At 70.2% G+C, this 23,559-nt stretch carries 26 protein-coding genes; 12 read left to right on the forward strand and 14 right to left on the reverse strand.

Translation table 11 applies throughout. The features are described 5' to 3' along the window. Positions 1 to 8: 8 nt before the first annotated feature. A complete protein-coding gene (locus ABUW04_RS31925; RefSeq protein ID WP_380567964.1) occupies positions 9 to 452 on the reverse strand; it encodes a hypothetical protein in 444 nt (147 codons plus the stop codon). Between the two features lie 544 nt (positions 453 to 996). Between ABUW04_RS31925 and ABUW04_RS31930 the strand changes: the two genes are divergently transcribed. Further along, positions 997 to 1,623, forward strand: a complete 627-nt coding sequence (locus tag ABUW04_RS31930) for a hypothetical protein (protein ID WP_380567965.1) — start codon at positions 997 to 999, stop codon at positions 1,621 to 1,623. 27 nt (positions 1,624 to 1,650) lie between these two features. Here ABUW04_RS31930 and ABUW04_RS31935 read toward each other — a convergent pair. The 12 genes from ABUW04_RS31935 to ABUW04_RS31990 form a co-directional block, all read right to left on the reverse strand. After that, positions 1,651 to 2,594, reverse strand: a protein-coding gene (locus ABUW04_RS31935; RefSeq protein ID WP_380567966.1) for an IS5 family transposase whose coding sequence is annotated in 2 segments (ribosomal slippage) — positions 1,651 to 2,253 and positions 2,256 to 2,594 — 942 coding nt in all. Because the reading frame shifts where the segments join, the coding sequence is not laid out codon by codon here. A gap of 53 nt (positions 2,595 to 2,647) precedes the next feature. Continuing rightward, positions 2,648 to 3,553 carry a hypothetical protein gene (locus ABUW04_RS31940; protein WP_380567967.1) on the reverse strand — a complete coding sequence of 302 codons (906 nt, stop codon included), beginning with the start codon at positions 3,551 to 3,553 and terminating at the stop codon, positions 2,648 to 2,650. A gap of 60 nt (positions 3,554 to 3,613) precedes the next feature. Next, the gene (ssb, locus tag ABUW04_RS31945) at positions 3,614 to 4,105 is read right to left on the reverse strand and encodes a single-stranded DNA-binding protein (RefSeq protein WP_380567968.1); all 492 of its coding nucleotides are present in this window, start codon (positions 4,103 to 4,105) and stop codon (positions 3,614 to 3,616) included. A gap of 61 nt (positions 4,106 to 4,166) precedes the next feature. Then, positions 4,167 to 4,583, reverse strand: coding sequence for a hypothetical protein (locus ABUW04_RS31950; protein WP_380567969.1), 417 nt, complete (start codon positions 4,581 to 4,583; stop codon positions 4,167 to 4,169). Positions 4,584 to 5,136: 553 nt separating this feature from the next. After that, complete coding sequence (locus ABUW04_RS31955) at positions 5,137 to 5,832, reverse strand: Fic/DOC family protein (protein ID WP_380567970.1); 696 nt, start codon at positions 5,830 to 5,832, stop codon at positions 5,137 to 5,139. After that, entirely contained in the window at positions 5,829 to 6,077 is a 249-nt protein-coding gene (locus ABUW04_RS31960) for an antitoxin VbhA family protein (RefSeq protein WP_380567971.1), read from the reverse strand. Before ABUW04_RS31960 ends, ABUW04_RS31955 begins: the two co-directional genes overlap by 4 nt. 24 nt (positions 6,078 to 6,101) lie before the next feature. Then, a complete protein-coding gene (locus tag ABUW04_RS31965; protein ID WP_380567973.1) occupies positions 6,102 to 6,374 on the reverse strand; it encodes a hypothetical protein in 273 nt (90 codons plus the stop codon). 146 nt (positions 6,375 to 6,520) lie between these two features. After that, positions 6,521 to 7,174 carry a hypothetical protein gene (locus ABUW04_RS31970; RefSeq protein WP_380567974.1) on the reverse strand — a complete coding sequence of 218 codons (654 nt, stop codon included), beginning with the start codon at positions 7,172 to 7,174 and terminating at the stop codon, positions 6,521 to 6,523. Between the two features lie 19 nt (positions 7,175 to 7,193). Continuing rightward, the gene (locus tag ABUW04_RS31975; RefSeq protein ID WP_380567975.1) at positions 7,194 to 7,688 is read right to left on the reverse strand and encodes a hypothetical protein; all 495 of its coding nucleotides are present in this window, start codon (positions 7,686 to 7,688) and stop codon (positions 7,194 to 7,196) included. A 172-nt stretch (positions 7,689 to 7,860) separates the two neighbouring features. After that, the gene (locus ABUW04_RS31980; RefSeq protein ID WP_380567977.1) at positions 7,861 to 9,438 is read right to left on the reverse strand and encodes a ParB/RepB/Spo0J family partition protein; all 1,578 of its coding nucleotides are present in this window, start codon (positions 9,436 to 9,438) and stop codon (positions 7,861 to 7,863) included. Between the two features lie 413 nt (positions 9,439 to 9,851). Next, positions 9,852 to 10,577 carry a 2'-5' RNA ligase family protein gene (locus tag ABUW04_RS31985; protein WP_380567979.1) on the reverse strand — a complete coding sequence of 242 codons (726 nt, stop codon included), beginning with the start codon at positions 10,575 to 10,577 and terminating at the stop codon, positions 9,852 to 9,854. 11 nt (positions 10,578 to 10,588) lie between these two features. Continuing rightward, positions 10,589 to 11,980 (reverse strand): helix-turn-helix domain-containing protein, encoded by a 1,392-nt coding sequence (locus tag ABUW04_RS31990; RefSeq protein ID WP_380567980.1) that lies wholly within the window; start codon positions 11,978 to 11,980, stop codon positions 10,589 to 10,591. Positions 11,981 to 12,205: 225 nt separating this feature from the next. Between ABUW04_RS31990 and ABUW04_RS31995 the strand changes: the two genes are divergently transcribed. Then, positions 12,206 to 12,805, forward strand: coding sequence for an HAD family hydrolase (locus ABUW04_RS31995; protein WP_380567981.1), 600 nt, complete (start codon positions 12,206 to 12,208; stop codon positions 12,803 to 12,805). Here ABUW04_RS31995 and ABUW04_RS32000 read toward each other — a convergent pair. Continuing rightward, positions 12,791 to 14,074: a helix-turn-helix domain-containing protein gene (locus ABUW04_RS32000; protein ID WP_380567982.1), complete on the reverse strand. Its 1,284-nt coding sequence runs from the start codon at positions 14,072 to 14,074 to the stop codon at positions 12,791 to 12,793. The genes ABUW04_RS31995 and ABUW04_RS32000 overlap by 15 nt on opposite strands. A 556-nt stretch (positions 14,075 to 14,630) precedes the next feature. On the opposite strand from ABUW04_RS32000, the gene ABUW04_RS32005 reads away from it, so the two are divergent. The 10 genes from ABUW04_RS32005 to ABUW04_RS32050 all read left to right on the forward strand — a co-directional run bounded on the left by ABUW04_RS32005 (position 14,631) and on the right by ABUW04_RS32050 (position 23,532). Further along, positions 14,631 to 15,086: an ATP-binding protein gene (locus tag ABUW04_RS32005; protein WP_380567983.1), complete on the forward strand. Its 456-nt coding sequence runs from the start codon at positions 14,631 to 14,633 to the stop codon at positions 15,084 to 15,086. 82 nt (positions 15,087 to 15,168) lie between these two features. Further along, entirely contained in the window at positions 15,169 to 15,648 is a 480-nt protein-coding gene (locus tag ABUW04_RS32010) for a hypothetical protein (protein WP_380567984.1), read from the forward strand. Between the two features lie 162 nt (positions 15,649 to 15,810). Continuing rightward, complete coding sequence (locus ABUW04_RS32015; RefSeq protein WP_380567986.1) at positions 15,811 to 15,999, forward strand: DUF5999 family protein; 189 nt, start codon at positions 15,811 to 15,813, stop codon at positions 15,997 to 15,999. Next, entirely contained in the window at positions 15,996 to 16,655 is a 660-nt protein-coding gene (locus tag ABUW04_RS32020) for a hypothetical protein (protein WP_380567987.1), read from the forward strand. Before ABUW04_RS32015 ends, ABUW04_RS32020 begins: the two co-directional genes overlap by 4 nt. Next, positions 16,652 to 17,377, forward strand: a complete 726-nt coding sequence (locus tag ABUW04_RS32025; RefSeq protein WP_380567988.1) for an HAD family hydrolase — start codon at positions 16,652 to 16,654, stop codon at positions 17,375 to 17,377. Before ABUW04_RS32020 ends, ABUW04_RS32025 begins: the two co-directional genes overlap by 4 nt. Next, positions 17,374 to 19,188, forward strand: coding sequence for a hypothetical protein (locus tag ABUW04_RS32030; RefSeq protein ID WP_380567989.1), 1,815 nt, complete (start codon positions 17,374 to 17,376; stop codon positions 19,186 to 19,188). Before ABUW04_RS32025 ends, ABUW04_RS32030 begins: the two co-directional genes overlap by 4 nt. Further along, a complete protein-coding gene (locus tag ABUW04_RS32035; protein WP_380567990.1) occupies positions 19,185 to 20,153 on the forward strand; it encodes a thymidylate synthase in 969 nt (322 codons plus the stop codon). Before ABUW04_RS32030 ends, ABUW04_RS32035 begins: the two co-directional genes overlap by 4 nt. Next, on the forward strand, positions 20,150 to 21,874 hold the full coding sequence (locus ABUW04_RS32040) for a carbamoyltransferase family protein (RefSeq protein ID WP_380567991.1): 1,725 nt from the start codon (positions 20,150 to 20,152) through the stop codon (positions 21,872 to 21,874). Before ABUW04_RS32035 ends, ABUW04_RS32040 begins: the two co-directional genes overlap by 4 nt. Continuing rightward, positions 21,871 to 22,938 carry a glycosyltransferase family protein gene (locus tag ABUW04_RS32045; protein ID WP_380567993.1) on the forward strand — a complete coding sequence of 356 codons (1,068 nt, stop codon included), beginning with the start codon at positions 21,871 to 21,873 and terminating at the stop codon, positions 22,936 to 22,938. The genes ABUW04_RS32040 and ABUW04_RS32045 overlap by 4 nt, the downstream gene beginning before the upstream one ends. Positions 22,939 to 23,028: 90 nt before the next feature. Then, positions 23,029 to 23,532, forward strand: a complete 504-nt coding sequence (locus tag ABUW04_RS32050) for a topology modulation protein (RefSeq protein WP_380567994.1) — start codon at positions 23,029 to 23,031, stop codon at positions 23,530 to 23,532. The last annotated feature ends 27 nt before the right edge of the window (positions 23,533 to 23,559 follow it).

Here is a 23,559-nt window from a genome sequence, read left to right on the forward strand (position 1 = left end):
CTTGTGGCTCAGTAATCGTCGGGGAGGCAGTCCCGCGCGAGCGTCGGGGTGAAGTGGAGATCGCGCTCCACGAGGATCTGAGGGTAGATGCCGACCAGTCGCCCGCCTTGGCTTACGGCACGGGGGGCAATGCAGAGTTCTTCGAGCTCGATGAGGTTCACGTAACCCCATTCGCCGGATGGGTAGTTGACGCGCGCCCAGCCGAACGCCACTCCCGTTTTCGGGTCCAACTCCGCTATATACCAGTCAGATCCGCCGGTGAAGTAGTGCAGATATATGGTCTTCTCTTCTACCGCCTGGCCATCGGTGGCATACAGGGCCGGGATCTTCGCCAAGTCCTCGAACGGTGGATAGAAGGTGTGGCCGCGCTCCCTGCGGTTCTGCTCGGGGACAACTCCCCATTCTCCCGAGGGGAGTTCGACGCGGCCCATTTCGATGCGCACTTCGGTCACTGAGCTGAGACCCTTCGCTGGATGCCTTCGTGGGTCGGTCTCGGGTTGCCCTCCCTCGACCTGATAGCTCAATACTATATGCATAGGGGTTTTACGTCAAGCCCTCGGGGGCTGGCGGACGGGTGCTTCAAGATCATCAATGGGTCGGTCGGCGGCGGTGCCCAGCCCCGCGCCTGCCTGTCCCCGGGGGATGCCCGGCCCCCCGAAAGCGCTGCCAGGGGTGAGGCGGCGGGAGTCCAGGGCCGGCCGCAGGCTGGTCGCGCAGCGACGCGACAAAGGAGCGCCCTTGACGCCCGCCGCATCACCCCGACCATCCGCGACAGGGGCCGAAGGCACCCAAAAAGACAGCCCGGCGCAGCCGGACCCCACCCGCCCCGAAAAGACAGCCGCGCCGAAGGCGCGACGAACGGCCTCGGCCGCGCCACGCGCCGTTGCTGGGCGGGCGCGGCGCAGCCGGTGCTACTAGGAGCTGTCCGGCCGATCACGTGGAGGTGGAGGAAAATGGCGGGCCGGGGGCTGTTGGCCCCTGGTAGAACATGGGTCGATGGGTATTCAGGAACGTGACCGCAAGGTGTACCGGCCTCTCCGGCGGGCCGGCCTTGAGGTGATCCCCAACGCTGTGCCAGCGGGCACGATGCCGTTCGTCCGCGGATACGGTGCGGAGGACGTGGCCGGAGGTTTCTCACACCGATACGACACCTCGCGGCTGGTCGAGCGGCTCAATGCGGACTGGTATGACCTGGCGGTCTCCTCGGGCCTTTTTGACCATCGGCGCGAGTTCCTCGTGGGGCTTCCGCAGGGCACCCGTTCGCACCGGGCCGCTCTGCAGCACCTGCACAGCGGCAACACTGCACGGACGCTCTGGACCCGGGTCCGGCTGTTGGATCGCTGGGACATCATGGGCCGAGGTGCGGGAGCGGCGTTCCTGGGCGTGCACTCGGGCCACCCGGGCTTCGGCATGATGGCTCTGGACGGCAGCGTGTACATCGAAGCCTCGACGGGCGAGACCGGCATCGACGTGCTCGTGGTGCGCCACCCAGACCGCTCAGAGAACGTCCTGCGGCACCTGGAGTGGATCACGCGTTACGACAGCCCCTATGCAAACCGCGAGGAAAAGCAGCGTGTCGCCGTCTGGCTCGCCAGCCGTGCGGGGGTCCTTCCGGTTCGCTGATGACAAGGTCCCGGACGAGCTGACTGATCATGTGCGGAGCCAGATGACGAGGGCGGCCGCGGTGACGGTGCCGAGGAAGACGTAGCCGCGCTTGTCGTAACGGGTCGCGACGGCGCGGGAGTTCTTCAGCTTGTTGATGGCCCTCTCGACGGTGTTGCGCTTCTTGTACCGCTCCTGGTCGAAGCCCGGTGGCCGTCCGCCTCGCGACCCCTTGCGCAGGCGGGCGGCCTGGCTGTCGGCCTTCTCCGGGATCGTGTGCCGGATGGCGCGCTGCCGTAGGTACTGGCGGCAAGGGCGATTGCTGTAAGCCCTGTCTGCCGCGACGCTGTCAGGCCTCTTGCGGGGCCTGCCCAACTCCAGCCGGGGGACACGGATCTTCTCCAGCACCGGCACGAACTGGGTGCAGTCGGCCCGCTGCCCCGGCGTGACGATCACGGACAGCGGGCGGCAGAGGCCGTCCGCGCTCAGGTGGATCTTGCTGGTGAAGCCGCCGCGTGAACGGCCCAGGCCCTCGCCTCCCGCACCACCTCCACCAGCCGGCCGACGAGGCTCTGCCACGGAGTTTCGTCCTGGTGTTCCAGCGCCTCGTCCCCTTTTGGGTCGGCAAGGACCGGCGGCGGATCGATGCGAGCACCGGCAGCGTGCTGGTGTGCGCGCACGATGGTGGAGTCCACCGAGACGTCCCAGTCGATCTCGCCAGCCGCGTCGGCCGCGGCCTGGACTCGCTGCAGCAGACGTTCCCAGGTGCCGTCCGCCGACCACAGTCGATGGCGCTCGTAGACGGTCTTCCACGGCCCGAACCGCTCCGGCAGATCGCGCCAGTGAACCCCGGTCCGAACCCGGTGAAGAATCCCGTCGATCACCTGCCGGTGATCACGCCACCGCCCACACCGACCATTGCTCACCGGCAGGAACGGCCGCAGCCGTTCCCACTCCGCATCCGACAGATCACCGCGCTCTCCCCGCCCCATGCACGGGACAACGATCCGGCCAGGCGACAGTCACATGATCGGCCGGACAGTTCCTAGGCGGCTCGCCTTCTCTGCGCTGGGATGGTGATCAGGTGGGCAAGTCCGCTGCGGCGTGCGGCGAGTCGTCGCAGGGTGGCGCGTGCGGCTGCGGGCGCGACACGGCCGGGTGCGTGCGCTGCGGCGTGGGTGAGGTGGTGAATCAAGGCCGTGGTGCTCTGCACGCTGGGCAGGTTGATGCGTCGGCTCTGCTCGATGCCGTGGCGAGAGTTGAGCCGCACGGCGGCGGTCCAAGCGAGGTAGAGCTCTTGCTCTCCCGCGCCGACGGCCGGGTGTCCGGCGAACCGCTGGTCCAGCCAGTTAGCCAGGGTGCTGACCATCGTGACGTCGATGGCGTGCTCGTCGGTGGCGCCGCCCAGCACTGCCCATCGGGCCTGGAGGGCTTCGTAGCGGGCGAGGGCGCGGGCGCTGCTGCGCAGGTGGTCAGCCTGGTCTGTGATCCGGTCGAGTTGCTTCGGGGCCTGGTGCCGGAGGTAAGCGGCATGCTGGCGGTGTCGGTCCAGGCTGGTTCGATGGTAGGCGATGACGGCTTCGCAGATGTCCTTGATCCGGTCGCGGCTTGGCGCTTCGGCGAGTTCGTAGGGGTTGCGGTGGACCTGGCCCCACGGGTCTCGGGTGCCCTCTGCACTGACGCTGACGCTCCCGTACAGCGGGGAGCCGTAGACCGTGGTGCGGTCGGCGTAGGCGGAGGGGGAAGCGGCGGGGTCATAGGTGCCGAAGGTGATGCACAACCCGGTGTAGGCGTCAGGGTCATCGCGGTGGCCGGGGGCGGCCTCCGGGTGCACGGTAAGCGTTCCCCGAACCTGGGGGGCTCGCACGGCGTAGTAGGTGAAGCCCTCGGGGCTGTGGGTGATATCCGCACGGAGCAGCAGGCGGTTACGGGTGGTGAGCGTGACGGTCATGAAGTTCGGATCTCCTGGCAGGGGTGGGGGTGGCCCCGCGGCCACCCCCGAAGCAGTCGGCTAGAACGGAGGGTTGACCGCACCGGCACCGGCCATGGCCGGGACGTCCCAGGGGCTACCGGCGGCCGGCTGAGGTGCCTGGGTGACGGGGGCTCCCCACCCCGCATTGGCGGCGGTCCCCTCGGTGCGGCCGGGCTTGACCACCTTGGCCGTGGCGAAGCGCAGGCTGGGGCCGACCTCTTCGACCTCGACCTCGAAGACGGTGCGCTTCTCCCCCTCCTTCGTCTCGAAGCTGCGCTGACGAAGAGGCCCGACGACCATGGCCCTGGTGCCCTTGGTCAGGCTCTCGGCGGCGTTCTCGGCCTGGCTTCGCCACGCGGTGCACTGGAGGTACATGACTGCTCCGTCCTTCCAGGTCTGCGTGGTGCGGTCGTAGACCCGTTCGGCGCTGGCGACAGTGAACTTGGCCCTGGCCACTCCCGCCTGAGTGAAGGTCAGTTCGACGTCGGCGGTGAGGTTGCCAATGACGGTGATCGTGGTTGCGTTCGGCATGCGGTTCTCCTCTGTCGGTTCGTGGGTGTTGGGCGCGGGCTGGCCGCGCTGAGGCAGAGGGTCAGGCGTTGGCCGCAACCTTGGACATGTCCGGCTCCCAGGGCTCCTCGACCCAGCCCTTGAGGCCGAGGTACTTGCAGGTGAAGTGAAGGGCGTAGCTGAAATGGCAGTCGTCGCCGTCAATGGGGCTGTAGGTGTCGGCGGCGTAGTAGGTGCCCCTGCTGCCCTCCGAAGTCGGGCCACCCGGAAGGAGGTTGAAGGCGTCGCGGATCTCGTCGTAGAGGTCCGGGTCATCCTCGGAGAGGGTGACGTACGGCCGGACGTAGTTGCGGGATTCATGGAGGAGTCGGGAGTTCCAGCCCCAGTCCACCCAGCCGGTGATCTGCTCGGGCTCCTCGATCGGGGAGCCCTCGTCGTCGTACATCCAGCGCGTGCGAGTGGCCGTGAAGTGGCCGAAGATGTGGCGCGGACCTTGCATTTTCACCCCAGTGCGTACCGTGGTCTCGTTTCGCTGGTCGGGGGTGCCATCCCCTCCCAACAAGAACAATACTATATGCATAGGGGTTTTACGTCAAGCCCTCGGGGGCTGGCGGACGGGTGCTTCAAGATCATCAATGGGTCGGTCGGCGGCGGTGCCCAGCCCCGCGCCTGCCTGTCCCCGGGGGATGCCCGGCCCCCCGAAAGCGCTGCCAGGGGTGAGGCGGCGGGAGTCCAGGGCCGGCCGCAGGCTGGTCGCGCAGCGACGCGACAAAGGAGCGCCCTTGACGCCCGCCGCATCACCCCGACCATCCGCGACAGGGGCCGAAGGCACCCAAAAAGACAGCCCGGCGCAGCCGGACCCCACCCGCCCCGAAAAGACAGCCGCGCCGAAGGCGCGACGACATGCGAAAGGCCGGTGGACACACCCGCGAGGGGTACCTCCGAGGAGGCGTTGGCACGTGTCCACCGGCCAGAGACCACGGTGCTCCGCGAGGGAGAACCGTAGGTCGTTCAGGGTAGCCCAGGGCGCTGGGCTACCTCGATCCGTTCTTCTACAGTCGGTGCGTCGGCGGCTTCGGTGCTCCGGGGTTCAGCGCTGGCGGGCGCTCCACCAGCTGCTGCACGGCCGACACCGCGGGGCCGGCTACCGACTGCTCCTGGGCTCGGCTGGTCGCCGGGGTGACGAGGTCGGCGAACATCGCCCGGAGCGGACCGTCCTGCCCCAGGTAGGAGGCGATGGAGGCGAGCCGGTTGCGTTCCGGGTCCATGCGGGACCAGGAGATCGTGTATCCGGCGGCGGTGGCGAGCTGTCCGAGGAACGCCCTCTGGGTCCGGCCGTTGCCCTCGCGGAACGGGTGCAGGGCGTTGACGTCGCCGTAGAGGTCGGCTGCCTTCGCGCTGAACGTGCCCTGGTCCAGTCCGCGCAGGTGGTCTGCGCGGGCCAGCTTGCGGAAGGTGTCCGTGGCGAAGCCCTCGATGTTCTGCACGGGGCAGAAGCTGGTGTCCTTGCCGATCTCCACGGTCCGCAGCTGGCCGGCCCAGGGGTAGATGCTGCCGAAGACCTCGCGGTGGAGGGCCTGGAGGTGGGCGAGGTCCCAGGTACCGGCGATCGGCCGTTCCAGCAGTCTGGTGAGCCTGGCGCTGGTGATGTCCGCCTCTGCTGCCGCCAGCTCCGTGCCGTCGGTGATCCCGAGGGAGTTCCGCAGGATGCCGGACTTCGGGTCGAGGTAGGGGTCGGTCGTCGTCATTCGACGCCCGGCTCGGCCTGTCGGCGGTAGCGCTGCTCAGCGCGGGCCACGAGCTCGTCGGCGGTGAGGCTGCCGCTGACGTAGCGCTCGGCGTCGTCGTCGTAGGCGGTGCTGGTCTCCAGCCCTTCGGCTGCGAGCGAGCCGCGGACCGACTCGACCGCGGCCCGGCGCTGGGCCTGGTCGTCGTGGTGGTTGTCCATGGTGGTGCCCTTCGTGCTCGGCTCGTGATGCAGAGCCGTTCTCATGCTAGGTGGGTGCCCCGACGATCGTCACGGGGTGTCCGTTCCTACGTCTCCTACTGCTGCGGGGGGGCGAGGTCCGCCGGGGTAGTACAGGCGCTGGCCGTGCCACGTTCGGGTGCCGTCTGAGGTGACCTGATGCACGGCGAGGCGGTAGCGGATCATGCTGCTGCCTTCGCCGGTGACCTCCAGCTCGGCGGAGAGCTGGAGGCATGCAGCGTCCAGGGCTTCGGGCACGCCGGTCCGGGTGACGGCGCGGAGCTGGCCGGTGTCGGCGTCGCTGATCTCGTAGAGGGTGGGCATCGGTCCTTCGTCGTCCTCTGGGCTCGGCCCGTTCATCGTCGGCGGGTAGGCCGCCGGCCGGGCCTTGGCTGTCTTCGACCGGATGCGCCGCGATGGCGGGGGCTCGATGCCCCCGCCATCGCGCCGCGCGCCGGCTGCCGCCGGGCCTAGGCCGCCAGTTGCCCGCTCGTCGCGGGCAGACCGTCCGGACGCTGCCACTTCGGGGCGACCGGTCCGGCGCTGATGATCCGCTCTTGCTCCTCCGCTGCCGTCAGCTCCTCGGCAAGCTCGGCGGTGAGGTGGCAGATTTTCTCCTCCAGCTCCCTGACAGCGGCGGCGTGCTGCCGGAGCCGGGGAGCAGCGTGGCGCTGCTCATGCGCTCGGTGGAGCTGCTGCGCCCATGGCTGGGCGAGCCAGTGCTGCGTGATGGTGTAGACGATCTCTGCCGTCCGGCGGCGGGTACCGTCCGGGGCCTCCGGGTCGTAGCCGCCGGTGCCTTCTCGGCGGACGCCGAGCCAGCCGCTGGCGCGGCCCGGCCGCATGGCAGAGGCACGGTAGACCGTCCGCGCGGCGAGGGTGACGCCGAACACCGTCGGCGGGTCCTCGAAGCGCTTGGTAAACGGGCTTTCGGCGGGCTTCCCGTAAGTCAGCTGAATGGATGGCTCGTTGCAGCAGTCGCAGCGGTAGTGGTCGGACGCCCACCCGAGGGTGATCGTCCCGTCTACCTCTGCGATCCGGTAGAGGGCGGCTCCAAGGGTCCAGTCCAGGGAGACGGAGACGTGGAGCTTACGCCCGGCAGGGGTGGTCAAGACGGTGAACACGGTGCCTCCTGGGTGGCGTTCAGGCCGCGACGCGCAGCGGCGGCGCTTCCGCCTGCGCAGCGGCGATGGAGGCGAGCGGGGGAAGTTCGGGCCAGATTCGGGCGGCGTGCCCGTAGGCCGTGGTCCAGGCGGATGCCTGGCTGATGACGGCGGCGTGGTCCGCCGCGATGATCAGCAGTCCGCCCAGCTGTACCCGGATCTGCGGTGCGCGGGTGGGGCTGGCCTCGGCGGTGAGGCAGTCAACCGAGGTGGTGACCTCCTCCGCGAAGTGCAGGTGCCCAGCGGTCACGCCTCCGGCGGCGGGGACGCGGCCGCCGCCGCCAGAGCTGTCGCCCTGGAACACCCGCGCGGCGAGGGAGAGCGCATCAGACCACGCGGTGTAGGCGGCGTAAGCGGGCTGGGGACAGGTGATCCGGATTCGTGCCGCTGGCATGGCGAGCAGGACGCTGCGGGCCATGCACACCGCCTCGACGGCGTGGCTCCCCTGGAGTTGGACGGCGAGGTCCGCGCGCACCCTTGGCGCAGGAGGTTCCGGGTGCTGAGGCTGAATGGGGTGGAGGTTGAACACTTCGACTCCGAGCGTGGTGGTGACCACGTCCCGGAGGGCTCTGGTCGGAGCCCCCGGGGCGTTCCGGTGATCGCGGCGGGGAGGGCCGGGGCGCTGATTGCGCCCCGGCCCGCTGCCCTTATGCGGCGATCGGCTCGTCAATCTCCGGGTACAGCTCCTCCAGGCTCACCACGTCGCCGGACTCGTCTTCCTCCGTCTCGTCGGCGGCTTCCACGTCCTCACTGCCCGTAGGTTCCGGCTCGGTGCTGGCCTCGGCGTCCTGGTCGCCATCGCCCTCGTCGTCCCACTCTTCCTCTTCCTCCGCGTTGGCTTCGGCCTCCTCTGCCTTGGCCTTTTCCTCCTGCTCCCGGAGGGTGTCCAGCAGCTCGGCTTCGGGGTCGCACAGGGTGTACCCAGCACCCTCCAGCACCTCGAACCACCAGATCACGTTCGGGCGGTGCACACTGCCCCACGCCTGCCCGACCAGGTCGATCTTTTCTTCCATCACTGCGGCTGCCATCGCCACCGCTGCGAGGGGCTGCCGCGCTTCGGCCATCCGGCCAACCTTGATCTTGAAGTCCTGGGCCTGGTCCTCCCCCGGCTTCGCCACCCCCAGGAAGTCCAGCGCCTTACTACGGGTCCGATCGGTCCTCTCGAAACCGAGAACGAAGAGGACTTCGAGCGAGGCCAGCAGCAAGCCCTTCGGCAGCTTCTTCGACTGGCAGAGCTTCTGGACGCCCTCCATCCGGAGTTCCCGGGCGATGGCCAGTGCCTGCCGCCGCTCCTCCTGCTGGCGCTTGGCCTCCTCGTTCCGGGCCGCGTCGGCGGCCTCCTCCTCCGGCGTCTTGTAGGTGTAGTAGGAGGTGACGGTGTGGCCGTACCGCTTCGGGTCACGGCAGATGAACAGCGGCTTGGGGTCGCTGTAGGCGTAGTTCTCGATGCAGGCGGCGTGACCGGGGCAGTCCGCGTGGGTATCCGGGGTGAACTTCTCACCGTCCGGGCCTTCGATCTGGTGGAGGTGGACCTCCTTGCCGCTGCTGTAGCTCAGTCCGATGGGCTTGGGCACCACCTGGACGCCGTCCTTGAGCAGCTTCGCCTTCATCTCGGCAAGCTGAATGTCCCGCTCGCGCTTCTTCTCCTCCTCCTTGAGCCGGTAGTCGAGCTTGTTCTTGCCCTGGGCGGCTGCCTCGCTGAGCCGCTTGTACGCCTTGGGGTCGCTCTCGAAGCTGCCCAAAGCCAGCGCGGTTTCCAGGTCCATCTGGCCTGAGTCCACCGCGTCCTTGGTGGTCTGCGGCATCTGGTGAAGCTTGAGGGAGGCGCGAACGGCCTCGCGCTTCTTGCCCACCTTCTTGGCGATCTCGCCTTCGCTCATGCCGAGATCCATCGCCAGCTGCGCGTACGCAGCGGCGATCTGACTCTCCGTCATGTCCTTGCGGTGGATGTTCTCGATCAGCTGCGCCACGATGCGGAGCGCGTCCGCGCCGAGGTCGTAGCGAACGATCACATCCACGGTGCGCTCGGCCTCGATCGCCGCAACGGTGCGACGGTTTCCGAGGATGACGGCGAGCCCGTCCTCATAGGGTGTCGCCACAACCGGCTGAACCAGGCCGTTCTCACGGATCGACTCCACGAGTTCGGCATCCAGGTCAGCGGGGCGGACATTGCTGGTCCTGATGAGTTCATTGGGGTCCACGTCCAGGATGAGGCGCTTGCTCACCGGGCTGGACTCCTGCCCGCCGTCGGTCTCAACGGGGTTGATTTCAGAGATAGTTGCAGTCAACGCATTCCTCCAGCGTGATCACCGTGGTCTCGTCTTGCTGGCGGGGGTGCCATCCCCTCCAGCAAGAACAATATTACAGTAACTGGGGTTCACGGTCAACTGGAAAGGTGCTCTGAGCTGGGCTTTTCCATGATCACTTACGAGTCGGCGGCGACGGCGGCCAGCCACCACCCTGCGCAGACCGGGAATGCCCCCGGCCCCCCGAGAGCAGTTCTAGGGGCAAGGCGGCGGGAGTCAAGGGCCAGCCGCAGGCTGGTCGCGCAGCGACGCGACGAAGGAGCGCCCTTGATGCCCGCCGGCGTTCCCGCACAATTCAGCGACAGGGGACCGGGCTCGATAGCTTCCGAACCTCAGGCGTCCGTTGGTCCAGCTTGCATCATCGGAATACGGTGCAGAAGATCCCAGGCGTACCGGCCGGGTTCACGCCTCAGCTCGACCAAGTCGACGTGAGCGATGGTGAGGTCGACCGGAGGCAACGCACGGAGGGTGGCCACGGTGTCGATCACTGGCTGCGCCGCGCCCTCGCCACGGCTGTAGGCCACGCCGAGGTGGGGCCGAAACCGGGCGGTCGGCTTTCCCCCCGGGAGACCCAGCTCGTCGTGCAGGGTGCTGAGAGTCGCGTGCAGGGCGATGACCGGCGGCCAAGGGGTGACGGAGTATCGGACGGCCCCTGCGGAGCCGGCCAGGGGGTGGGCGGTCAGCTCGAAGGCTGGGCCGACGCGGCCAGCAGCGATGCTGGCAAGTTTGTCAATCTCAGAGTCGCTGAGCTGGTCTCGCGATCCGGCGCGGGTCAGGGTGAGGTGCAGATCCGCAGTGTCGATCAGGTCGTAGTCGAGTGGCGCGAGCGCGCTCTGGATGTCGGCTGCGGACTTCGTCAGCACCGGGTCCTCATCGAACGTCAGCAGCCAGTAGATGATCCTCGTCTTGTCGGACCAGCCGGGGCGGCTCCAGTGATCTTTGGTCCGCGTGAGCTTGTCGAAGGCGTGCTGGTCCGAGGCGATGATCGCGGCGGGGGAGTCGCTGTCCGAGGGAGGGCTCGGGGGGAAGGCGGCCGGGTGGTAGGCGAGATCGGGCATCGGGGTCCTCGTCATGTGGTGAGCAGGCCGGCGGCAGGGGAGGAACGCCAGGTGGTGAGGGCGGCGGCGTAGTCGCGTACTGCTGAGTGCGTGGACCACGGGGCAGCTGCCTGGTGAAGCTCTTGCGCTCGTTGAAGCACGGAGCGAATCGGAGTGACCTCTCCTGCCCTGAGCGCTTGCCTACCCAACTCCATGGCCCGGTCGACGTCGGGGGACTTCCCGACCAGGCAGGCGGTCGCCTGGTCGAGCCGGACCAGCGCCCGGCTCCAGGCCGAGTCGGAGGAATCCACCAGGCCCTCGATCTGCGATGCGAGTTCGTTCACCTGTCCGGCGTCGCCGAGCGAGAGCCGGGCTGTGACGGCGTTGGCCAGCAGCCGGGCGTGTGAGTACGGCTCGTCGAGCGCGATGCAAGACGTCAGGCCACTGGGGAGTTCGTGCTGCGCGGCGAGGTCGAGGGCCTGCCGGATCGCCTTCTCTGCCCCGTAGCGGTTGTGTAGCCGCCCAAGTGCCCGTGCCCGGCCGTTGACCAGGAGCCGGATGCTCTGGGCGCTGGCCGGAGCGCGCGCGATGCCGGCCGCCGCAATAGCGTCCGCCTGGGCGTAGCTGCCCGCGTAGTACAGGGAGAGCGACCGAGTGCCCGCCACCCAGACCGCGAGGTTCGTGTCGCCGATCTCGTCGGCAAGCGCCGCGGCTTCGACCGCATACGCCTGGCTGGTCAAGAGGGGAGCACCCGCGTTGACGGCCATGTAGGCGAGCAGCGCCGAGACGCGCCCGGCCAGGTGCAGAAGATCGCGGCGGTCGTTGGCGCCGAGGCCGCGATCGGCGAGCAGCTGGTGGGAGAGCGCTCGGAGGCTCCGCGCCTCCGGGGCTAGTGCCTGGGGGCCGCGGGCCTCGTAGGACTCGACCAGGGCGATGATCGAGGAGTCCACGATCTCTGCGGCACCCATGATGGTTGCACCGGTCAGGGCACGTACCTGGGAGAAGACCTGTTGAGGATCATCCCAGCCACCTTCTGGCGGAGATGCAGCGAAGGCATGGGCCTCCAAGGTCACCTCCCTGGTCGGCTGCTTGCCGTCCAGCTTGCCGCGAGGCCGGGGAGACGGGCTGACGATTCTCCGTCTGTCCGCTTCGATTCTTCGTTTGTCCGCTTCGGCCTTGGCGAAGGGCCGGAACCGGGCCAGAATGCCGCCGGTGCGCAGTTCCTGGTCCATCTTGCCGGCGTGCTCGGCTGAGAGCAGTCGGTCGCCCTTCTCGATCTTCTCGACGGCGTCTGGACTGAGGCCGACTAAATCCCCCAGTTGTTTCGGGGTCAGGCCGCGCAGCTCGCGCCAATACCTGATCTCGGCGCCGAACCAGTCCACCGCCGACCGGTTGGGTTGAAGCGGTCGTCTCGGCTGCGGCACGATCCCCGTCCTTCGTATGCAGGCTGAGGCGCCAGAGCCGACTGGCCAGCAGCCTCGGCACTATTAGACCGTGCAGGCGGGAGGCAGGGAGCCACTTCGGACTTATGCGATCGGTTCAATCCCCACCACGCAGTGAGGGTTTCGGTGAGACGCACCAGAGAGCGGTTGGCAGTTGCCGCACCTGGATAGGCTTGCAGGATGGCGACGGCATCAAGGTTCCGCGGTGTGGTCTTCGACTTCTTCGGGGTCCTGACCTTCAACATGGTTGAGGTGATCTCGGGGTTCGAGGACCGGGAGAAGATTCGCCGGGGTACCTTCCTGAGGGCCTGGGCCGACGAGCGAGGGCAGGAGCTGTTCCGCCGCCTGGAGCTGGGAGAGATCAGCCAGGCGGACTGGAATGCCGGGTTCGCTGCCCTGATGGGGGTGGCCTCCGAGAACCTCCTCGCCCGGTACCTGCACGACGCTTTCCCTGCCCACCTCGTCCTGAAGGTGGCGAAGGAGGCCCGCGCCGCAGGTGTGCGGACGGCCGTGGTCTCTAACAGCCTCGGTCAGGAGCCGTACAACCCGTACGCCGGCTTCGACCTCGCTGGCTCCTTCGACGAGGTGGTGCTCTCGGCTGAGCACGGAGTGCGCAAGCCGGACCCGGCGATCTTCGAGCTGGTCCTTGACCGGCTCGGCCTCCGCCCTGGGGAGTGCCTGTTCGTCGACGACAGCGAGGTGAATCTTGTGGCAGCGCAGCGTCTGGGCTTCAGCACTCTGCACGCCCTGGATGAGCGGGTCGTCGCCGCGCAGCTCCGGGGTGCCCTCGGGCTACCCGATCTCTAGGAACTCGCGCACTCCTCGGTGCCCGGTGTGGGCGGCGAGCAGGGAGCGCAGGCTGGCGAGTTCGGAGGCCGAACGGGCGGAGTCCACGACCCCGAGGCACCGTGCGGCGTGCCATGCGCTGGCGACGGCGGCGTCCAGGTCGTGTCGGGCGAGGTGGGCCTCGGCGGCGCGGGCGAGGTAGATGGCATGGCTGCGCGGGTACTCGTCGTCCCCGGGGTAGGCGGCACCCATGGCCGCCTCGAAGCAGCGCAGGGCCTCGTCGGGGTCGCCGAGCTGTAGTGCGGAGGAGCCGGCGATCATCTCGATCTCGCCGTAGTCGACCCAGTACAAAGTCTTGGGATCGTCGTCGTGGACTCCCCGGTCCAGGGCCGCTCGGGCGATGGCGAGTTGGCGGGCGCACGCCTTGCCCTCGCCGGCCTTCGACAGGGCGCGGGCGGTGCGGGCGGCGAGCATGGCCTCCATCCGCGGGGTGGCCGTGTGCTTGACCTTCTCCCGGGCGGTCTCCAGCAGCGAGACGGCGCGCTGTGCCTGGTGCGGGGTGGAGTAGCACTGGATGGCGGCGAAGGAGAGCGCGTAGGCGCCGCTGAGCGGGTCGCCGGCGATGGCGGAGGCGCGCAGGGAGCCGTCGAAGTATCGCTGGGCCGTGCCGGGTCGGCCCTGGTCGAATGCGCTCCACGCCACCTGGCGTGCCGCCTCTGCGGCCATGCTGAACAACCGGTCCAGGGAGGTGCCGGAGTAGCGGCCCGTCTTGATCAGGGTGACGGTGTAGTGGAGTTCTCCGCGCGCGAGCCGGTGGACTTCTCCGCTGCCGAGTTCGTCGTCCAGACGGCGGAGATCATCCAGGCGTCCCTCGATCCGTGCGAGCTGCGCGGGATCGTCCGACGGGGATGGGAGCGGCGAGCCCGTGGGGATGGCCTTCTCCCAGTTGGCCGCTGACAGCGATAGTGCGATCCCGGATGTGAGGAAGCTCCGGCGGTCCACATTGCTCCCATTCACCAAGTCGGTCAGTACGGCGATGCCTCCGTCTCTGTTCCACGCCGTTTCCTTCGCGCCAGCGGCGGGCGTCGCCGCCAGCTCGGCGGCGAAAGTGCCGCCGGTGTGGAGGACGCGGTCGTAGGCGGCCACCACTTCCGGTGTGATCTTCCTGTTCCCGTTCTCCACGTTGCGCAGGTACGGCGCGGCGAAGCCGGCTTCGCGGGCGAAGGTCGACCAGGGCAGGCCCGAGGCCCGTCGGCGGTCGCGCATATCCTCGCGCAGTTGATCAGGCACAGGCACCCTCCTCCAGCCATGGGATCGGTCCTGGATCGCCCTAAGTCATTGTTCCCCGGCCGGTACCGGTGTGTGATCGATTCAAGCCAGAACGTGCAGGAACGCGGCCGAAGACCGCAGCCGACACAATCGAGAGGGCCGACCCATGGGATTCGCCTGCGGCCCTTCGGCGGTGACGCGGTTGCTGCTCAGCGGCACTCGGCACACGGTGAGGCGGCAGCGTGCCACTCCGGGTGCTGTCCGCTTCGCACCGGCTCCTGTCCGCTTCGAGCGCGAGCCCGCTGAGGGTTTCCGCTGGTGGCGCAGGTCTGGCCGTGCGCCGCCGAGCTGCTGAAGCGGACTGCTCGATCCGTCCGCTTGGGTACCGCCACTTTCGGCCTCGTCCAGCGCTTAATGGGACGGAGCCGCTGGCGGAGCCTTCCTGGCCCCAGCATCAACAACCCCGGAGAGGAGGAGCGCAGTGGGGACTTCCACAGCACTACTTGTCGAGGACATGACTATTGCGGCGAGTCGGCCACCGGCCCTGCCCATCCGCGACCGCCAGCATCTGAGGCTGGTGGCCAACGAGACGGCCCCGCGACTCACCCGGGCGCTGGCGGATCAGGCCCTCCAGCACTGGGGGGTGCCGCGCAGTGTCCGGCCGGATGTGCGGCTGGTGGTCATGGAGCTGGTGACGAACGTCCTCCGGCATGTCAAGGGCGGGGCGGACCGCATCCCGGTGTTCGACATCGCGCTCGACCTGCTTGCCGATTCCACAGGCGACGCCGCGGTGCGGGTGCTGGTGTTCGACGAAAGTGCGCAGATGCCGATCCGCCGGACGCCCGCACCCGGCGCGGAGGACAGCCGGGGGTTGCTCGTGGTGAGCGGCTTGACCAGGGACTGGGGCGCCTTCCCGCTGCCCGTTGCCGGTAAGGCGGTTTGGGCGGACATCGCTGTGGCCGCCGAGCCGCCGAGGAGCGGCACGGACGTGCGGATCGTGGCCCGGGTGCTCGGGGCGGTGAGGGACCTGTGACCGCACTCGCGGCGCGCACGGCGACCAGGTTCCCCGAGGCCGACGGCTTACCTGCGGACAACTCCGCTGAAGGAGAACGGTGATGATGCAGATCCAGACGTGGTTCTTCCCCGCCGACCGGACGAGCGGGCAGATCTTCGACGCGGTCAGCCGCCAACTGCGCCACTGGGGAGCCTCGCTGACCACGGAGCAGATGGAATGCCTCGCCGCGGTGATCGCGGTCCTTCGTCGCGCGGTCGTGGCGAGCACCCGCTTCGTCCAGATCGAGGTCACCGTCTCCTTGAATGCGGGCAACGCCGTCACCGTGGAGATGGTGGACCGCGCCAGCAACGAGCCGCCCTCCCAGTTGCTGGCGTCCCTCGACAGCAGCACGTGCCGGTGGGGGATGACGTCGAGGCCGAACGGTCCCGGCCGCGTGCTGTGGGCAGACGTGGAGCTGCGCGGCGCGTCTCGCGTCTCCGAAGCCGCGGTGCGACTGGCCCGCACCAGCCGCGGGCGGGCGCTGCGCAGAGCGCTGCCCGCCCCGCTGGAGCGCACCGCGCGGCGCTGGCTTGCCGCTTGAACTTCCCCGCGGCCGGTGAGATCTGCTCCCGGCAGCGGGGAGCTGCACCTCGGTCGGCCCTGAACTTCTGTCCTGGGCTCCCCCAGCCCGATCCGGGGCCGACCGAGCACCCCCTGTCCAGGCCAGCTTCCGCCCGCCTCCTCACGTCCTCGGAGTCTGATGATGTGCCAGCACAAGCCTGTTTGCCCGCCGGCCGGAAGCCCCGACCAGCAGGCCGCCGTCGCGGTCGTCAGCTACCCCGAGCAGGGATGGACGCTGCTGTGCAACGGGGTCCTGGTCTTCGAGGACACCGGCGCGGTACTGCCCGACGGACGCTGCCTGGACCCGGTCGGCCGCGGGGCTGCGGGATGAGCGGCAGGCCGACTGCGGTGCCGTTCATCACCGCCCGTGCGGGCGAGGACCCCAGCCGTGCACGCCTCGTGGCGCTGTCGGCCGGGCGCGGCATCGGCTACCAGGACGAGCACCCGGAGGACCGCGACGAGCGAGGCGTGCTCTGGGGCCGCGTCCCTCAACTGCCGATAGGCCGACCGCGGTGGAAGGACGTGCACCCCCAGCGCCAGCGGATCTGCATGGAGAGACTGCTGTGCCAGGTGTGCACCAGGCCGGCCGACCGCAACCACCAGGGCTGGCTGTTCCTGCGCGGGTCCTTGGAGAACACGGTCAGCGAAGGCGTCCTGACCGCGCAGCCGCCCCTGTGCCTGGCCCACGCGCTGCTGTCCGCAGAGCAGTGCCGCTACCTGGCCGACGGCTTCCAGGCGATGCGGGTGCTGCACCCGCTGCTGTTCGGGGTGCTGGGGACCTCCTACATCCTCGACCGCTTCGCTGAGCCGATGGCGCTGCCGCCGGGCGATCCCGTGCCGTACACGCACCCGCGAGTGCCATGGGTGCTTGCCAGCCAACTGGTCCGTTGCCTGCTCGGCGTCACCGACGTCGACCTGGAGCAGGAGTCCGCCCGCCCTCGCGTAGGGCTTCGCTACCCGGGTCCCGCAGAAGGAGCCCTCTCATGATCGACGCCACGAACATCCGCGTCACCATACCGACGGCCCGGCACGGCGACGGCCGACCGGTGAGCTGCCCGATCCCCGGTGCTCAGGTGCTGCTCCTGGACCTGGACGGCACGCTGGTCGACACCCTGCCGGTCATGCAGAGGGCCTGGTCGGCAGTACAGCAACGGCACAGCGTCGCGGTGCCCTTCGCGCACTACCGCCAGCACCTGGGTCGCCCGTTCGAGGAGATCCTTGACCTGCTGGGGGTCGGGCCGGCACCGGAGATCCACGCCACCTACGACGAGGCCGCCCTGGAGAACGCGGAGCTGGCCACCGTCTTCGACGGCGTGGAGGGGGTGCTGCGGGCTTTCGCCTCGGCGGGGTGGGTGCTGGGGGTGGTGACGTCCAAGCCGCTCCACCGGGCCTTGCCGCTGTTGGGGCGGCTCGGCACGCCGTTCGCCGTGGTGCGGGCGCTGGGGGACGGGCGCGGCAAGCCGGCCCCTGATCCGCTTCTGCGCGCGGTGCTGGAGCTGGGGGTCGACCCCGCCCAGGCGGTGTACGTCGGGGACATGGCGGTGGACCAGGAGGCAGCCGAGCGGGCGGGGATGCATTTCGTCCTGGCGGCCTGGGGCTACGGCGATCTGGGGGCGGTCCCGCCGCTGACCGCGCGCACTCCGGCCGACCTGCTGCACCTGCTGGAGCAGGCGGCCCCTTGCCCGACGGCTGCGGGGAGGCCGAGGTGAGCGCGGCGAGCGAGCTGTTCTGGCTCGGCGAGGCCGGTCATTCGGCGGGGCGTTGGGTGCTGGCCCGCCCGGGGGCCAGCCGGCGCAGGGGGGCGGTGAGCACGGCGGCGCTGGAGCAGCGCGGGGTGGACCGGGCGCTGGTGCGCCAGGTGACCGCCGAGCTGATGGGCCGCATGGAGGTGTCGGGCGCGCAGTTGCGCACTCCGGGCGGGGTGGGCTGGCTGGACGTGCACCATGTGCCGGTGCGGCGGCTGGTCGCCCAAGTGGTGCGCAAGCTGTTGCAGTTGGGGACGCACCCGGCGTTCGCGGCGGTCCCGGGAGCCGTTCGGCCGGTCGCCGGGGAGGCGCTGGTGACGACGCGGCGCGGCAGCGCGCGCGAGTACCGGTACTACACGGTCACCTGGTCCGCCGTGGCCTACCTGCTGGGGGGTTCGCTCCACAGGAACCACGTCTACGACGTCGGCCTTTCGAGATCCGACGCCATCGTCCCGGTGAGCGGCCCGGCGCAGGAGCGGGCAGCGGGGCCGGCGGAGGTGGTGGGTGTCTCGTGGTCGTCGCGTCACGCGGCGACGCTGGTGCCGGTGCTCGCCGAGGTGCGCCGCCGCGGCCACAGCACGGTGCTGCTGGACCTGGCGACGGACCCTGGCCAGCAGGTCCGGGCCGAGGCCGCGGGGCGAGTAGCGGCGGTGCCGGGTTGGAGGCTTCGAGTGCCCGGCGGGCCTGATGCCTGCCCCGAGGCGCCGACGGCCTGGGGCCGGGTTGCGACGGTGGCCGGCGTGCAGGTGTCGCTGGAGCGCCTGGAGTTCCTGGCGTCGCTGGTGGTCGGGCTGAGCGCCGGGTGCACGCAGCCGTCCTGGCGCGCGAGCGGTGAGGTCGAGGGCTGGCTGGAGCAGCAGCTCGCCGCCGCGCAGCCGTCGGCGGTGGTCGTCGCCAGCGACATCAACCCGCTGGGAGTGCTGGCGATCCGAGCCGCCGAGCGTGCCGGCGTGGCGGCGTTCAACGTCCAGCACGGCGCGTGGCTGCCCGGCAGCGTCTCGCGGCCGGCGCTGCTGGCCCGCTACCAGGTGGTGATGGGCGAGCGCGACGCCGTCCTCGCCAGGCAGTGGGTGGAGCGCCCGGACGCCGAGGTGCATGTCTTGGGCCAGCCGCGGTTCGACTCCTTGTCCGGAGCCGACCGCGAGGGGCAGCGGGCTTACCTCCTGGAACTGCTGCTGAGGGCGGGCTGGTTCGGGGTGCGCAGGGTGCTGGTGTTCGCCGCGCAGCCGGTCTCCCCTGGCCGGCTCCGGGAGCAGATCCAGGTGCTGGCTTCCGGTGTGCGGGCCGCGGGCGGCGGCTGGGGTCTGGTGGTGGCCCCGCATCCGGCGCAGGACGCGGACCTGGTGGAGCTTGCCGCCGCGGCCGGAGGGGTGCCGCTGGCGGTCGCGGATGCGGAGATCGGGGCGCGCGGCTGCCTGGCGGGGGCGGACGCGGTGGCCACGCTCGCCTCCACCTGCGGCCTGGAAGCGGTGCTGCTGAACATCCCGGTGCTGGAGCTCGCGTTGCCCGGGGCGGAAACCCTCGCCCTGGCCGAACAGGGCGCCGCCACGGCCTGCGCCACCGCGCAGCAGGTCACGGCCGCGCTGAATGCCGTCGAAGGCGGCAGCGGTGGTCCTGGCCGGGAAGCGCGCGAGGCGGTGTGCCGCTGGAGCGGCACCAGCGCCGCCGACATCGCCGAACTGATCATCGACCGCGCAACCCCTGGGGCGGCGACCACCGCCCCGGGCGAGTGCAGCCCGCACGCGCGGGCTGCGGAAGGAGTCCGTCCCTTATGACCACGAAGACCGCTGAGAGCGTCGCCGACCTGTTCGAGCAGGCGATCACCCTCGCCCGAGACGGCGACAAGGCCAGCCCGCGCGGCCTGCCCACCCGCGAGGCCCTGGGCGTGACGCTGCGGCTGACCCGGCCGCGCGCACGCCTGCTGCTGCCCGCCGCCGGCGGCGGCCGGGTGCTGAACACCGCGTTCGCCGCAGCCGAGTGCGTGTGGATCTTGTCCGGGTCGAACGACCCGTGGATCTACGACTACAACGCCCGCATGCGCCAGTACACCGACGAGGGGGTGCTGCGCGGCGCCTACGGTCCACGGATGCGCTCCTGGCGCGGTGAGGTCGACCAGCTCGCCCACGTGGTGGAGCTGCTGCGCCGCGACCCCGACTCGCGCCAGGCCGTGATCCAGCTCTACGACCCGCAGGCCGACGCGCCCGGCCACAAGGACATCCCCTGCACCCTGGGCTGGCGCTTCCAGTTGCGCCAGGGGCGGCTGCACATGGCCACCACCATGCGCAGCCAGGACGTCTGGACCGGGCTGCCGTACGACCTGTTCACCTTCACCGTGCTGCACGAGCTGGTGGCCGGCTGGCTCGGCGTGGAGCTGGGCGAGTACCGGCATCACGTGGACTCGCTGCACCTGTACGAGACCGATCTGGACCTGGCCGATGCCGCGCTGGGCAAGGTGGCCAGCCCGGAGATGGACTCCCTGGCCACCCCGTGGTCCGGCTTCGACGCGATGCTGGACCGGGTCAGCGGCTTCGAGCCCACCGTCCACCCGGCCTGGGACTCCTTCACCGCCGTGATGGCCGGCTACCGCTGCTGGAAGGAGGGCCGGTACGACAAGGCCCGCACCTTCGCCGCGCTGGCCACCGGGCCGATGCGGCAGGGGTTGGAGGCGTGGTTCGAGGAGCTGGAGCAGCGCCGACACCGCGGCACCCAGTCGGCGACCGCCGGGGCGGTGACGCGGTGAAGCCCCCGAACGTGGTGCTGGGCCTGTGCTCCTTCACCCACGACTCCTCCGCCGCACTGCTGGTCGACGGGCACCTGATCGGGTTCGTGGAGGAGGAGCGGCTGGTCGAGCGCAAGCACACCAAGGAGTTCCCGCAGCGCGCCGTCGAGTGGCTGCTGGGCGACGCCGGCCTGACGGCGGGCGAGGTGACGGCGGTCGGCTACAACTTCCGCCCCGGCGACTACCTGGCCGAACTGCCCCGGGCCTTGGCCATGGCCGCCGACCCGGTTCGCCGGGACCGGGCGGTGGCGCGGGCCGCCGGGTTCGCCAAGGTCGCCGCCCGCACCCGCCACCGGTTGAGGGAGATCGGGCAGCGGTTCCCGGCCGCGCGGGTGGTGGCGGTCAAGCACCACCGGGCACACCAGTTGGCGGCGTTCACCGCCTCCGGCTGGTCGTCCTCGGCGGTGCTGGTGGTGGACAGCCTGGGCGAGCGGCAGACCACCACCATCGCCCACGCCTGCAACGCCGAACAGCCCAGGTTGCGCCAGGTGCAGGCGGTCGACGACCCTGCCTCGCTGGGCTACGTCTACGGCGCGGTCACCGAGCACCTGGGCTGGCGGCGCGGCGACGAGGAGGGCACCGTGATGGCCCTGGCGGCGCTCGGCGACCCCGCTCGCTTCCGCTCCCTGTTCGCGCAGGCGCTGCCGCTGACCGACACCGGCTTCGCCGTGGACCCGGCGCTGTTCCCGGTGCGCGTGCTCACCTCCGGCTGGGCGCGGACCTCGCCAGCGTTCCGGCAGGCCACCTGCACCCCTCGCCGCGACCGGGAGCCGATCGAGCAGTTCCACCAGGACCTGGCCGCTGCCCTCCAGGAACGCACCGAGCAGGTGATGCTCCACCTGGCCCACCGGGCGAAGGCGCTGACCGGGTCGCGCAGGCTGTGCCTGGGCGGCGGGGTGGCCACCAACTGCGTGGCCGTCGGCCGGATCATCGACTCCGGCCTGTTCGAGGAGGTGTTCGTGCCGCCCGCCCCGGGCGACGCCGGCACCGCCCTCGGCGCCGCGGCAGCCGTCCACACCCGTGTGGACACCGCGCACCCGCTGACCGGGATTCGCGGAGCCTGCTACCTCGGCCCCTCCTACGGCGAGCAGGACATCGACCAGGCCCTGGCCGTCCACCCGCTGCTGGACGGCAAGCTCCTGGAGGAGGGCCACCTCGCCCGGTTCCTGGCAGAGCGACTGGCCTCCGGGATGGTGGTCGGGGTCTTCCGGGGCCGGGTCGAGGCCGGGCCGCGGGCGCTGGGCAACCGCTCCATCCTGGCCTCGCCGCTGCTGCCGAACGTGGTGGAGCGGCTGAACAAGGTGGTCAAGTTCCGCGAGCCGTTCCGCCCGTTCGCGCCGATGGTCACCGCCGAGCGCGCCGAGGAGTTCTTCGCGCTGGGCCAGCAGGCTCCGTTCATGTCGATGGCCGCCCGAGCCACCGAGACTGCCCGCACCCTGGTGCCCGCCGTAGTCCACACCAACGGCACCGCCCGCCTCCAGACCGTCACCGCGGACCAGAACCCCTTCATCCACGCGCTGCTGGAAGCGTTCGCCGAGATCACCGGCGTGCCGGTGCTGATCAACACCTCCCTCAACATCAAGGGCAAGCCGATGTGCGGCACCCCGCAGATGGCCCTGAACTGCCTGACCGAGTCCGGCCTGGACGCGCTGCTGCTCGAAGACCGGTGGGTGGTCCGATGAGGATCGGATACAGCTGCTGGGGATTCCTGGGCAACGGCATCACCGACACCCCCGACGGCGGACGCAGCCACCGCCGCCCCCTCCTCGACGCCCTCGCCGGCCACGGCCACGACCTGGTGCTGCTCCAGGCCGACCGCGACCGCGCCGAGGCCCACGACTCCGCGCCCGGGGAGGCGTTCCGCTTCGACCCGTCCGGGTTCCCTGCGCTGGACGCGCTGGTGCTGGAGTGGCGCTGGCCAATCGCCGGCCGCAACACCACCGTGTGCGGCTCGCCGGGCCACACCTGCGACCTGCACCGGCAAGAAGACCTCCTCGCCCACTACACCGCCGACCGGCAACTGACCACCATGGTGTGGGACAAGGACCGCAAGCTGCCCGCCGACAGCCACTGGCGCCGGGCACGGGCCGTCACCGTCTGCGAAGCATCGCTGACCGTGACCCCCGGCGCGCATCGCCTGCTCTTCCCCGCCGACGACCATTTGCTGGACGCCGCCGACCCACAGGGCCTGGCAGCCCTGCCGCGACCCATCACCCTGGCCTACGCCGGGAACCAGTACGAGCGCGACGCCGCGTTCTCCCGCTACTTCGCGCCCGCCGCTGCCGACGTCCACCACCAGGTCGCCGGGAAGTGGACCGACACCGACCGCTGGCCCGGCCTGCGCTTCACCGGCCGACTGCCGTTCAGCGAGGTCGACTCCCTGTATCGGCGCTCGCTGGCCACCGTGCTGCTGCTGCCCGAGCGCTACGCCGCGGCCGGGCAAATGACGCAGCGGATCTTCGAGGCGGTGCTGGCCGGCTGCCTGCCGCTGGCTCCGGCGGACATCGCCGGCGCGCACCTGTTCGTGCCCCGCCCGCTGATCGTCCGCTCCGGCGCCGACGTGCGGGAGAAGCTGGAGTGGCTGCGACAGATCGAAGGCACCGACGACCACGCCGAGCTGATCAGCGCCAGCCTGGACCGGCTGGAGCTGTTCCGCCTGAGCACCCAGGCCGCCACCCTCGACCGGCTGCTGCGCCGGCCCGCCGGGAACGCCGCCACAACGAGCCTGTGGCGGGTGACGGCATGAGGCCCCCGAACCAGCAGGCTCCGACCGCAGTTGTGCACATCGGGGCGAGTAGCCCTGCCGCCCCGTCCGACCCCGTTACCGTGGAGAACCGTGAACAAGGTCTCGATCGTCGGCTGCTCCGGCTCCGGCAAGTCCCACCTCGCCCGGCTGCTCGCCGAACGGCTGAACGCGCCGGTCACGCACCTGGACGCGGTGTTCTACGACGACGACTGGAACGAGCTGCCGAAGGAGAAGTTCGCCCAGAAGCAGCAGGAGCTGGTCGCCCAGCCGCGCTGGGTGATCGACGGGAACTACAACTCCACCCTGCCGATCCGGCTCGCGGCCTGCGACACCGTGGTGCTGATGGACGTCTCCACCCTGGCGTGCCTGCGCGGCCTGCTCGGACGCCAGCTCCGCCACGGCAGCGGCCACAAGGGCAACGGGGTGCACAACCGCATCCACTGGGGGCTGGTCAAGTACGTCCTGGGCTACCGCCGCAGCATGCGGCCCCGGGTACTGGCCAAGGTCCACGAGCACGCGCCGCACGCCCAGGTGGTGCTGCTGACCAGCCGACGAGGCGCCCAGCGCTGGCTGGCCCAGGTCACCCCCGGCTGACCCTTCGCCCCGCCGCCGGGACGGAGG

Source organism: Streptacidiphilus jeojiensis (assembly GCF_042510965.1).
GTDB lineage: Bacteria > Actinomycetota > Actinomycetes > Streptomycetales > Streptomycetaceae > Streptacidiphilus > Streptacidiphilus jeojiensis.

What these genes read in the sequence shown, in the direction of transcription:
- ABUW04_RS31930 (WP_380567965.1), top strand. Translation starts at nt 997, where the DNA reads ATGGGTATTCAGGAACGTGACCGCAAGGTGTACCGGCCTCTCCGGCGG.
- ABUW04_RS31940 (WP_380567967.1), bottom strand. Translation starts at nt 3,553, where the DNA reads ATGACCGTCACGCTCACCACCCGTAACCGCCTGCTGCTCCGTGCGGAT.
- ssb (WP_380567968.1), bottom strand. Translation starts at nt 4,105, where the DNA reads ATGCCGAACGCAACCACGATCACCGTCATTGGCAACCTCACCGCCGAC.
- ABUW04_RS31950 (WP_380567969.1), bottom strand. Translation starts at nt 4,583, where the DNA reads ATGCAAGGTCCGCGCCACATCTTCGGCCACTTCACGGCCACTCGCACG.
- ABUW04_RS31955 (WP_380567970.1), bottom strand. Translation starts at nt 5,832, where the DNA reads ATGACGACGACCGACCCCTACCTCGACCCGAAGTCCGGCATCCTGCGG.
- ABUW04_RS31960 (WP_380567971.1), bottom strand. Translation starts at nt 6,077, where the DNA reads ATGAGAACGGCTCTGCATCACGAGCCGAGCACGAAGGGCACCACCATG.
- ABUW04_RS31965 (WP_380567973.1), bottom strand. Translation starts at nt 6,374, where the DNA reads ATGCCCACCCTCTACGAGATCAGCGACGCCGACACCGGCCAGCTCCGC.
- ABUW04_RS31985 (WP_380567979.1), bottom strand. Translation starts at nt 10,577, where the DNA reads ATGCCCGATCTCGCCTACCACCCGGCCGCCTTCCCCCCGAGCCCTCCC.
- ABUW04_RS32010 (WP_380567984.1), top strand. Translation starts at nt 15,169, where the DNA reads ATGATGCAGATCCAGACGTGGTTCTTCCCCGCCGACCGGACGAGCGGG.
- ABUW04_RS32015 (WP_380567986.1), top strand. Translation starts at nt 15,811, where the DNA reads ATGTGCCAGCACAAGCCTGTTTGCCCGCCGGCCGGAAGCCCCGACCAG.
- ABUW04_RS32020 (WP_380567987.1), top strand. Translation starts at nt 15,996, where the DNA reads ATGAGCGGCAGGCCGACTGCGGTGCCGTTCATCACCGCCCGTGCGGGC.
- ABUW04_RS32025 (WP_380567988.1), top strand. Translation starts at nt 16,652, where the DNA reads ATGATCGACGCCACGAACATCCGCGTCACCATACCGACGGCCCGGCAC.
- ABUW04_RS32035 (WP_380567990.1), top strand. Translation starts at nt 19,185, where the DNA reads ATGACCACGAAGACCGCTGAGAGCGTCGCCGACCTGTTCGAGCAGGCG.
- ABUW04_RS32045 (WP_380567993.1), top strand. Translation starts at nt 21,871, where the DNA reads ATGAGGATCGGATACAGCTGCTGGGGATTCCTGGGCAACGGCATCACC.